Origin of the sequence: Corallococcus sp. AB018 (genome assembly GCF_003986945.1) — a bacterium.
Lineage (GTDB): Bacteria > Myxococcota > Myxococcia > Myxococcales > Myxococcaceae > Corallococcus > Corallococcus exiguus.
On record NZ_RAWR01000303.1, the window covers coordinates 1 to 9,590 of the forward strand.

Annotated in this window: 6 protein-coding genes; all 6 read left to right on the forward strand. The window is 68.4% G+C overall.

Going from position 1 to position 9,590, the window contains the following annotated elements:
* Positions 1-1,466 (forward strand): ELWxxDGT repeat protein (locus D7Y11_RS39255; protein ID WP_126936237.1); only part of this gene is annotated, 1,466 nt, incomplete at its 5' end.
* Between the two features lie 76 nt (positions 1,467-1,542).
* Positions 1,543-2,619 (forward strand): MBL fold metallo-hydrolase, encoded by a 1,077-nt coding sequence (locus D7Y11_RS39260; RefSeq protein WP_126936238.1) that lies wholly within the window; start codon positions 1,543-1,545, stop codon positions 2,617-2,619.
* A gap of 60 nt (positions 2,620-2,679) precedes the next feature.
* Positions 2,680-3,582 carry a glycoside hydrolase family protein gene (locus D7Y11_RS39265; RefSeq protein WP_126936239.1) on the forward strand — a complete coding sequence of 301 codons (903 nt, stop codon included), beginning with the start codon at positions 2,680-2,682 and terminating at the stop codon, positions 3,580-3,582.
* Positions 3,583-3,675: 93 nt separating this feature from the next.
* Positions 3,676-5,640 carry a serine/threonine-protein kinase gene (locus D7Y11_RS39270; protein ID WP_126936240.1) on the forward strand — a complete coding sequence of 655 codons (1,965 nt, stop codon included), beginning with the start codon at positions 3,676-3,678 and terminating at the stop codon, positions 5,638-5,640.
* A 108-nt stretch (positions 5,641-5,748) separates the two neighbouring features.
* Positions 5,749-7,632, forward strand: a complete 1,884-nt coding sequence (locus D7Y11_RS39275) for a serine/threonine protein kinase (RefSeq protein WP_126936241.1) — start codon at positions 5,749-5,751, stop codon at positions 7,630-7,632.
* A gap of 101 nt (positions 7,633-7,733) precedes the next feature.
* A complete protein-coding gene (locus tag D7Y11_RS39280) occupies positions 7,734-9,500 on the forward strand; it encodes a serine/threonine-protein kinase (protein WP_126936242.1) in 1,767 nt (588 codons plus the stop codon).
* The last annotated feature ends 90 nt before the right edge of the window (positions 9,501-9,590 follow it).

Here is a 9,590-nt window from a genome sequence, read left to right on the forward strand (position 1 = left end):
CTGAGGCGGAACTCGCACAGGAACCCACCTCGGCCCCAGAGGTGACAGCCGAGGGCCTCTGCCTTCCCACCGCCGCGGGCACCCAGCGGGTGAAGACCATCCTGCCTCCTTCAGAGCTGGGCATCCCGCGCTTCGCGATGGGGCCGGGCAGCTTCGTGGACTTCCAGGGGACGCTGCACTTCGCGGTGAACGACGAGGATGGCCGCCGCGGCCTGTGGCGGAGCACCGGCACGGACGCGGGCACCACGGAGGTGAAGGGCTTCCCGGCGACGGCGGGCACCTGGACGCCGCTGTTGTCGCAGCTCACCGCCACCCCGGCGCAGCTCTTCTTCCAGGCGCCGGACGCGACGCACGGCGCCGAGCTGTGGGTGAGCAACGGGACGACGGCCGGCACCCGGATGGTGAAGGACCTGACGCCGGGCGTGGAGGACTCGTACCTGACGCACCTGACGGCGGCCGGCTCCACGCTGGTCTTCTTCAAGGAGACGCACGACGCCACGGCGTCCGCCACGCGCTATGAGCTGTGGAGGTCGGACGGCACCGACGCGGGCACGGTGCGCGTGCGCGACTTCGGCACCGGCGTGGACGTGAGCTACCTGGACGCGAAGCAGGGCAACGCGCTGCAGTTCTTCGTGCGCGAGCTCCAGGGCGCCACCTCCCTGTGGCGGACGGACGGCACCTCCGCGGGCACCTTCCAGCTGAAGCGGCTGGACGCGGGCCCCGACACCTACCCGAACGACGTGCGCCCCACCGGCGCGCAAACCCTCTTCAAGCTGGATGAGCCCAGCGGCCTGCAGGAGTTGTGGAAGACGGACGGCACGGCGGCCGGCACGGTGCGGCTGGCGTCCTTCGGCTCCACGCGCGGGATGCGAGTGCTGGGCGCGCTGGGCACGTACGCGTACGTCACGACGACGTCCTACAGCACCCAGTACATGGTCATCTACCGGGTGCCCCTCACCGGCGGGAACCCGGAGCCCGTGGTCACCCTGCCCAATGACTACGCGTCGCAGGGCGAGGCGTTCCCATACATCGATGCCGTGAGCCAGGTGCCAGGGGGCAAGAAGCTGTACTTCGCCGTGGCCATTGGCAGCAACGGCCCCGCGCCGCGCGACACGCAGCTGTGGGTGACGAACGGCACCGCCGGGGGCACCACGCTGCTGCGCCGGCCGCTCAGCCTGTCGGACGAGTACAGCTCGCCGGTGTACGCGGCGGCGGACAACCTGGTCTTCTTCAGCGCCTATCAGGTCACCGACGGCATCGAACCCTGGGTGAGCAACGGCACGGTGGCCGGGACGCGCCGCCTCAAGGACATCGCCGCGCCGGCCCAGGGAGGCTCCTCCTATCCGCGCGAGTTCTTCCGCCTGGGCAGCCGCGTCTACTTCAGCGCCTATGACGACACGCTGAACGCGCAGCTCTGGTCCACCCAGCTCAGCAACGCCTGCGTGGCGCCGGAAGACGCACAGTAGGCGCATGGGGCCTCCCCGCCTGGTCTCCAGGCGGGTGGCCGTGCCCGGCGGATGCGTGGGTGTTAGACACCTTCTCATGCCCACCGTCAGCGACAGCGCGCGCAGCGCGGGACTCCGCCTCGAACGCAGCCGGGCCTCCCGTCAGTTCGAGGGTCACGGCTTCCGCAACACCGCCCCCGTGGGGGCCGGCCTCCAGGGGAACGCGCTGCCCCTGCTGGGCGAATACTTCTTCGGAGGCGCGCAGCGCACGCCGCCCGCGCCGCTGCCGGTGGAGGATCCGCGCGGCGCCTGGACCCGCGCGCCGGACACCGGCCTGCGCGTCACCTGGCTGGGCCACAGTACGATGCTGCTGGAGGTGGACGGGGCGCGCGTGCTGACCGACCCCGTCTTCGGCGACCGGGTCTCGCCCGTGTCCTTCGCGGGCCCCAAGCGCTTCCACGCCACGCCCGTGCCGCTGGACGCGCTGCCGGACCTGGACGCGGTGCTGGTGTCGCACGACCACTTCGACCACCTGTGCCGGAGCACCATCCGGGCGCTGGCGAAGCGGCGGGTGCCCTTCGTCACCGCGCTGGGCGTGGGGCGCCACCTGGAGGCCTTCGGCGTGGCGCCGGAACTCATCACCGAGCTGGACTGGTGGGAGGAGCACCGCGTGGGCCCGGTGGCCTTCCGCGCGACGCCCTCGCAGCACTTCTCCGGCCGCGGCCTGGGCGACCGCAACAAGACGCTGTGGGCGTCGTGGGTGCTCACCACGGACAAGCACCGGCTGTTCTTCAGCGGCGACACCGGCCTCACCACGGAGTTCGAGGAGATTGGCCGGCGATGCGGCCCCTTCGACCTGGTGATGCTGGAGGTGGGCGCGTTCCACCCGAGTTGGGGCGGCATCCACCTGGGCCCGGAGAACGCGCTCAAGGCGCACGCCATGCTGGGCGGCGGCACGCTGATGCCGGTGCACTGGGGCACCTTCAACCTGGCGCTGCACGCGTGGGACGAGCCCGTGGAGACGCTGGTGAAGCTGGCCACGGAGCAGCAGGTGCGCCTCTTCACGCCGGGCCTGGGCCGGAGCCTGGAGCCCTCGCGCGTGGAGGGTGTGACGCCGTGGTGGCGCGACGTGGGCGAGCCCCGCCTCGTGGCCCCGGCTGGCGCCGTGACGTGAAGGCCGCGTGACGCCAGGGCTCGACGCCCACCCGACGTGAAGGGCGTAGAGTCCCTGGCCATGCGCCCCTCCCTCCGGATCCCCGTCGCGCTGTCCCTGGCCGTCCTGCTGTCGCCGCTCGTGGCGTGCGACCCCGCGGCCGGGGAGCCCTCAAAGCCAGATGATCAAACGCCCGGCGTGACGAAGAGCGCGAAGCGGGGCCTCGGGTATGGCTATCACTCGGCGGAGGACCTGAAGGCGCTCTCCCCGGGGATGAGCTGGTGGTACAACTGGTCGCCCAAGCCGGAGAGCGGCGCGGCCAGCGTCTACGTCTCGGAGAAGGTCTCCTTCGTGCCCATGGCCTGGGGCGGCACGCCCACGGTGGCCCAGCTCGAATCGGAGATTCCGGCGGGCGCGCAGGTCCTGCTGGGATTCAACGAGCCCAACTTCAAGTCGCAGGCGAACAAGACGCCCCGCCAGGCCGCGGCACTCTGGCCCGTGCTGGAGGAGGTGGCCCGCCGCAAGGGACTCAAGCTGGTGTCCCCGGCGGTGAACTACTGCGGCGACTGCGTGTCGGAGGACGGCGTCACCTTCACCGACCCCGTGGTGTACCTGGATGCCTTCTTCAAGGCCTGCGCGAGCTGTCAGGTGGATGCCATTGCAATCCATTGGTACGCGTGCGACCTGAGCGCGCTCAAGTGGTACGTGGGGCAGTTCAAGAAGTACAACAAGCCGCTCTGGCTGACGGAGTTCGCGTGCGGCGACCGGCCGCACAACGAAATCACCGTGGACGTGCAGAAGAAGTACATGGTGGATGCCATTGGCTATCTGGAGACGGAGCCCTCCATCGAGCGCTACGCGTGGTTCTCCGGCCGCAACAATGAAATCCCCTCCATCAACCTGCTGGGCGCCTCGGGTGAGCTGACCGAACTGGGCCGCCTGTACGTCACGCTCGCCGCCGGGGCCGCGCAGCCGTCGCCCTGACCGGGGTGAGGTTCCAACCTACACACAGGGTTGGACAGACGCGAAGACGTCTATTCGGCGCTCCTGGGATTCTGGGGCTAAGGTAGACGTCTCATGGCGCTCGACGCGGGGGACACCTTCGGAAGGTATGAGCTGGTGTCCTGGCTGGGCCGGGGCGGCATGGCGGAGACGTGGCATGCCCAGCTGGTGGGCGCGGCGGGCGTCACCAAGCCCGTGCTCATCAAGAAGGTCCTTCCGGAGTACGCGGACGACGAGGCCTTCATCTCCATGTTCATCAGCGAGGCGCGCATCTCCGCCACGCTGTCCCACGGCAACGTCGCGCAGGTCTTCGACTTCGGGCAGGTGGAGGGCGAGTACTTCCTCGCCATGGAGTTCGTCGACGGCAAGCCGCTCGACAAGGTGCTCAAGCGCGCGATGCGCAGCGGGCTGCCCGCCCTGCCGATTCCCGTGGCGGTCTTCATCGCGATGGAGATGTGCCGGGGCCTGCACTACGCGCACTCGCGCACGGACAGCAGCGGCAAGCCGTTGGGCATCGTCCACCGCGACATCTCTCCGGACAACGTGCTCGTCAGCTACGAGGGCCAGGTCAAGATCGTCGACTTCGGCATCGCCAAGGCGCAGCTGCTGCGTGGCTTCAAGACGGCACCCGGCGTGGTGAAGGGCAAGTACCTCTTCTTCTCTCCAGAGCAGGCGCGCGGAGAGGACGTGGATGCGCGCACGGACGTCTGGGCCACGGGCGTGGTGCTGTATGAGTTGCTGTGCGGCCGGTTGCCCGTGGATGGTCCGCCGCATGTCGTGATGATGAAGATTGCTCACGGCGAGATTCCACCGTTGAGCCAGCTGAGGCCGGACCTGCCGGAGGCGCTCAACCGCATCGTCCTCCAGGCGCTGAGCCCGGATCCAGCGCAGCGCTTCGCCACCAGTCACGCGTTCGGGGATGCGCTGGCGGGGTTCCTGTATGCGAATCATCCGCGCTTCTCGTCGTTGAGCCTCGCGCACCTGCTGCGCGTGCTGTTCCGGGGAGACCTGCTGAACGAAGGCCGGGAGCTGGCGGTTCCCGACGACTTCCTGGAGGAGCTCAAGGCGTGGCGGAACCCCGTGACGCCAGACCAGGTCCCCACGGTCCCCCACCTCCGGGCCATCAAGACGCCCCGTCCGTCCCCCGCGCCGGTCATCATCACGCGCGAGTCCCAGGAAGAAGAGGCGCCGGATGTGCCCACGGCCGAGGTCGCGCCGGTCCGCCGCTCCCGCTCGCCATGGGTGGGGCTCGCGGTGGGGGGCGCGGCGCTGCTGGCGCTGGGCGGTGGCGTCTGGTGGACACAGGTCCGGCGCGTGCCTGAAGTCCCGCGGGCAGAAAGCTCCACCGTGCCGCCCGTGGTGGCGACGGTGTCGGATCCAGCACCTGCACCCGTGGGCGCGGATGCAGGAGTGACTCCGGAGCCACCGCCACCTCCTCCCCCGTCCCCGCCCCCGGCAGCCCTTGCGTGGAGTGAGACCCGGGTGCGCAGTCTGCTCGATGACGTGTATCGCCTGAGCAGGAACAGCAAGGAGCTGACGCGGGCCGCGAAGCTGGTCCAGACCTGCGTGGACGCAGTGCCTGACAACGTGGACTGCCGGCTGGCGGCGGGCCTCACCCACGAACGGCTCCGGTCCATCGACAAGAGCGTGAGCCACTACCAGGCCTTCCTGCAGTACGCGTCCCCCACCGATCTCCGGCGGAGCGCCGTGACGGATCGACTGGCGGCCTTGCTGCAGCGCAAGCCCCAGGCGCAGACGCCCGCCAACGAGGCGGAGCTGGAGTCCTCCCGAAGCGCCGTCCTGATGCACCTGACGCGAGGCCACCCGAAGGAAGCACTCGACGCAGCCAACCAATGCGTGGCGCGGCTTCCCCGGGAGCCGGACTGTTACCTGTTACAGGGTGACGTCCTGGCGAAGATGAATCAGGCCTCGGAGAGCACGCGAAGCTATGAGCGCTTCATGGCGTACGCGCCCGCGAATCATCCGCGGCGTCCCGATGTCGTGCAGAAGCTCGTCGAGCTGCGGGCGACCGCCCCCTGAGAACCCCTACGGCTTCACGCTGTCCGCGGGAGGGGCTGCTCGCGGGCCCGGCAGGCAGGGGGCCTTCATTCGGGCTTTGCTGGCTTCCGTATAGGATGCGCGCCCCATATGGAACTGCAAGCCGGAGATACCTTCGGACGGTATGAGTTGGTGTCCTGGCTGGGCCGGGGCGGGATGGCGGAGACGTGGCGCGCCCAGCTGGTGGGCGCGGCGGGCGTCACCAAGTCCGTGCTGATCAAGAAGGTCCTTCCGGAGTACGCGGACGACGAGGCCTTCATCTCCATGTTCATCAGCGAGGCGCGCATCTCCGCCACGCTGTCCCATGGCAACGTCGCGCAGGTCTTCGACTTCGGACAGGTAGAGGACGAGTACTTCCTTGCCATGGAGTTCGTCGACGGCAAGCCGCTCGACAAGGTGATCAAGCGCGCGAAGAAGGCAGGCCTGGGTTCGCTGCCCATCCCCGTGGCGGTCTTCATCGCGATGGAGATGTGCCGGGGCCTGCACTACGCGCACTCGCGCACGGACGGCAGCGGCCAGCCGTTGGGCATCGTCCACCGGGACATCTCTCCGGACAACGTGCTCGTCAGCTACGAGGGCCAGGTCAAGATCGTCGACTTCGGTATCGCGAAGGCGCAGCTGCTGCGCGGCTTCAAGACGGAGCCCGGCGTGGTGAAGGGCAAGTACCTCTTCTTCTCCCCGGAGCAGGCGCGCGGGGAAGAGGTCGATGCACGCACGGATGTCTGGGCCACCGCTGTCGTGCTGTACGAGTTGCTGTGCGCGAGGCTTCCGGTGGAGGGGCCGCCCCAGACGGTGATGATGAAGATCGCCGAGGGGCAGATTCCCGCGCCCACGACGCTCCGGCCGGACCTGCCCAAGGAGCTGAATGCGCTGGTGATGCAGGCGCTGGCTCCGGACCGTGAGCGGCGCTTCGAATCCAGCCATGCCTTCGGGGATGCGCTGGCGGAGTTCCTCCATGCCCACTACCCGCGCTTCTCCTCGCTGAGCCTCGCGAACCTGTTGCGCGTGCTGTTCCGCGCGGACCTGACGAACGAGGGCCGCGAGCTGTCCGTGCCCAAGACCTTCCATGACGAGGCGAGGAAGTGGGGCGAGCCCGCGCTGGCGAAAATCCTGGATGCTCCACCGCCTGAGCAGGTCCAGACCCGGCGGATGGTGCGCGCCGTCGCGAAGCCTCCGCCCACGGAGACGACGCAGCCGGATGCGCCCACGGTTCCGACAGGTCCTTCGCGCAGGGTGCTCTACGGCGCGAGCGCGGCAGGAGGCCTGGCCGTGGCAGGGGCCTGTCTCTGGTTCCTCGTGGGCTCGCGTTCGCCGCAGCCCGTCGCGCAGCCCGCGCCCGTGCCCCAGACGGTGGCGGTCGAAGCCCCCGCCCCGAAGGTCGAACCCGAACCGCCCGCCCCGAGTCCGGTGCAGGAGCCGGAGCTCGTTGCGGAGGTTCCGGCCACGAGTCCCGCCGAGCCAGAACCCACGCGGCCCGCGCATCCCACCCGGAAGCCATCCAAGCCCGTCCGCGCGACCCAACGCGTCCAGGCCGAGGAGCCAACGCCAGCTCCAGTCGTCGAGCAGCCCACGGTCGTCGCGGCCAGCGCCGTCCAGGAACCGCCCCCCGCGGTTCCGGAGAGCGAGCCCGCGCCCAAGAAGGGAGTCTTCGGACTGCTCGACTCCAAGCGGCAGGAGGTGCAGCAGAAGGTCTCCTCGCTCGTGAAGACGAAGCAGCAGGAGGTCCAGCAGAAGGTCTCCGGCCTGATGCAGAGCAAGGACTACGACGCGGCCCTGGAAGCGGCCAACGACTGCGCGGCGAACAACCCAGACATGCCGGAGTGCTATCTCATGCTGGGGGCCGTCCACGCGAAGCTCAACCATCCCCGGGAGAGCACGCAGCACTACGAGACCTTCCTGAAGCTCGCACCCACGGACCACCCGCGCCGGGCGAAGGTCGTCGAGATGCTGGGAAAGACCGGCAACGCGGGTTGAGCGGTCCGCCTTTCCACTCGCTGACATCCCAAGCGGCCGAGCAGGAGAAAGACAGTCTCGATTCTGTCCTCCCTGGAATCTGGGTTTAGAATGTCCGCCCCATGGCACTGCAAGCGGGCGACGTCTTCGGGCGGTATGAGCTGGTCTCCTGGCTGGGCCGGGGCGGCATGGCGGAGACGTGGCGCGCCCAATTGGTAGGCGACGCGGGCGTGACGAAGCCCGTGCTCATCAAGAAGGTGCTTCCCGAGTACGCCAACGACGAAGCCTTCATCTCCATGTTCATCAGCGAGGCGCGCATCTCCGCCACGCTCTCCCATGGAAATGTCGCCCAGGTCTTCGACTTCGGCCGGGTGGATGGCGAGTACTTCCTGGCCATGGAGTTCGTGGATGGCCAGCCGCTGCACCGCATCCTCAAGCGCGCGTTGAAGAGCGACCTGGGTGCCCTGCCTGTTCCTGTCGCGGTCTTCATCGCGATGGAGATGTGCCGGGGCCTGCACTACGCGCACACGCGCACGAACAGCAGTGGCCAGCCGCTGGGCATCGTCCACCGGGACATCTCTCCGGACAACGTGCTGCTGGGCTACGAGGGCCAGGTCAAGATCGTCGACTTCGGCATCGCCAAGGCGCAGCTGCTGCGTGGCTTCAAGACGGCGCCCGGCGTGGTGAAGGGCAAGTACCTCTTCTTCTCTCCGGAGCAGGCGCGCGGAGAGGACGTGGACGCGCGCACGGACGTCTGGGCCACGGGCGTCGTGCTGTATGAGTTGCTCTGCGGGAAGCTGCCGGTGGAGGGGCCACCGCACGTGGTGATGATGCGCGTGGCGCGAGGGGAGGTTCCCGCGCCGAGCGTGCTCCGGCCGGACCTGCCGCGAGAACTCAACGACATCGTGATGAAGGCGCTGACTCCGGACCGGGAGCATCGCTTCGAATCCAGCCATGCGTTCGGGGATGCACTGGCGGGGTTCCTGTATTCGAACTTCCCGCGCTTCTCCGCCATGACCATCGCGCACCTGTTGCGCGTGCTCTTCCGGGGAGACCTGGCGCAGGAGGGCCGGGAGATGTCCGTGCCGGGCTCCTTCCTGGAGGAGTTGAAGTCCTGGAGACAGCAGGTCCTGCCGGAGGAGCCGGTGACGCCGCCGCCCTCGACCGAGCGCCAGACCCGGCGCATCCGGGTGGCCACTCCTCCACCGGTCACGGAGACAACCCAGCCTCGGTCCATCGTGGCGTCCCCTGGAACCTTACGCCCGCTGTTCTATGGGTTGAGCGCGGGAGGACTGATGGTCGTGGGCGTGAGCATGTGGGCCCTCTTGGATACGCACTCGCCCGGAACAGCCGTGGGGGCTCCACCTCCCACGCCCATCCAGCAACCTTTTGCAGTCAACAAGCAGGAAGGCTCTGAACCGACAGCTCAGGCCCCCGCTACAGACAAGCCGACCGCCGCCGTGGAAAAAGAAGCCTCCGATATCAGGGCAACGCTGCTCTTCATCCACCACTCCTTGGCGGACAACAGGCTCGACGAAGCGCACGCCGAAGCCAAGCGCTGCATTGAAACCTACCCCAAGAATCCAAGCTGCCAGAACGCATTCCGCATCACTCAAGCAAAACTCGCCAACGCCAACACGCCTTCCGACATACACCCAAAGCAACCGTCCTCGCCCCAAGCTTCCCTCCCAACAAGCCCCTCCGCCTTCTCAAAAAACATCAACGAGATACAAATCACCGTCAACGACCTCAACAAACAAGGCCGTACCCACGACGCCTTGGAGGTGGCACAAGCCTGCGTGGACGGCGACCCCAAGATTCCTGAATGCCACCTCATGCTTGGTGTGCTCTACGTAACCGTCCGGTGGACGTCGTGCCGGGACGCTTGAAGACAGGCCCCGGCCGTGCTCGGCGGGCGCCGCGAGGAGCGAGTTGTTCAGGGACTGAGCTGGAGGGGCGACTCGGGCGGGTCGGCGGTG

Coding starts and splice junctions, on each gene's coding strand:
- D7Y11_RS39260 (WP_126936238.1), top strand. CDS start 1,543: ATGCCCACCGTCAGCGACAGCGCGCGCAGCGCGGGACTCCGCCTCGAA.
- D7Y11_RS39265 (WP_126936239.1), top strand. CDS start 2,680: ATGCGCCCCTCCCTCCGGATCCCCGTCGCGCTGTCCCTGGCCGTCCTG.
- D7Y11_RS39270 (WP_126936240.1), top strand. CDS start 3,676: ATGGCGCTCGACGCGGGGGACACCTTCGGAAGGTATGAGCTGGTGTCC.
- D7Y11_RS39275 (WP_126936241.1), top strand. CDS start 5,749: ATGGAACTGCAAGCCGGAGATACCTTCGGACGGTATGAGTTGGTGTCC.
- D7Y11_RS39280 (WP_126936242.1), top strand. CDS start 7,734: ATGGCACTGCAAGCGGGCGACGTCTTCGGGCGGTATGAGCTGGTCTCC.